Genomic DNA, 1255 nt, shown 5'->3' on the forward strand with positions numbered 1-1255 from the left:
ACGGGCGGCGACAGTTGGGCTAACAACAGCGGCTGGGGCAGCGGCGACCCGTCGGGTAGCTGGCATGGCGTAGAAGTGGATGCCAACGGACGCGTTGTTCGACTCGACTTATGGAAGAATGGCCTGCAAGGACAGTTGCCGTCCACTATAGGAAACCTGACGAAGCTCACCTATTTGAATGTAAAAGGGAATAAGTTAACGGGCCGTATACCTTCAGAAATAGGGGGCATGAGAAGTTTAGAATGGTTAATCCTTTCAGGAAGAACCTATGATCAGCATGGAAAATCAATGAAAGAGCCTCCGCAAGACTTTTCTAAAGGATATCACCCGGGTAAATGGGATTCTGCCACAAATGACTTCTCTGGTGACTTTCCTTCAACAATTGGGAATTTAAGTAATTTGGAACGATTTGAGTTAGGAGGATCATCTATAACAGATCTTCCTGATGAATTGTATAATTCCACTTCCTTAGAAGGAATTTATGTAAATCTAAATAAAAATATAACAAATAATATTCCATCTGCGATAGGCAATCTTACCGAACTGCGACATTTATATTTTGCTAATAATCGCATGACGGGTGCTTTGCCTTCATCAATGTCTAATCTTTCAAAGCTTACGCACCTACATCTTCATGGTAATGGTGGTGATGATCCTGCTGGTGGTTTTGAAGGTTCGCTTCCAGATTTTAGTAATAATCATGATCTAAGGTATCTCTTTATAAGTAAGAATAACTTTTCTGGAGACTGGCCTACTTACTGGAACAATGGTAACTTTCAAGATCTGAATACAATACACGCTTCTTGGAACGAGTTCACTGGTCCGTTACACGGCTTTGACAATCTGCCTTCGCTAATTGACATAGGTTTATCTGGTAATAATCTTAGTGGTGATCTTCCTGATCTTACTGATCTCAATAAAAGAACACAGATTATTTCGCTAGGTTGGAATAATTTAACCGGAGAACTGCCACAAAGTGGTTATCCAGACTGGAGTATAATGAAGACGATTTATCTAAACGATAATAATATAAGCGGGTCTATTCCGTGTGCTTTTTGGAATAGTATAGATAATAATAGAATTGGCATTGTATGGTTGGGTAATAATGACTTTTCAGGAAACTGTACTTCTGCCATGAATAACCTACCTTCTGATACAGACATATCACTATAAGGAATAACTTATAGGTAGGTTTGCGAAATCTATCTACTTTACTAAGCATAAGCCGGAGTTGTCGAGAGGCAATTTCGGCTTA

Annotated in this window: 1 protein-coding gene; it reads left to right on the plus strand. The window is 40.1% G+C overall.

The window, feature by feature from the left end:
* Positions 1 to 1173: leucine-rich repeat domain-containing protein (locus tag CK503_RS15870; RefSeq protein ID WP_095607811.1), on the plus strand; the 1173-nt coding region annotated here is incomplete at its 5' end.
* Positions 1174 to 1255 lie beyond the last annotated feature (82 nt).

The sequence above is a fragment of the Fodinibius salipaludis genome, assembly GCF_002287075.1.
GTDB classification, from domain to species: Bacteria; Bacteroidota; Rhodothermia; order Balneolales; family Balneolaceae; genus Fodinibius; species Fodinibius salipaludis.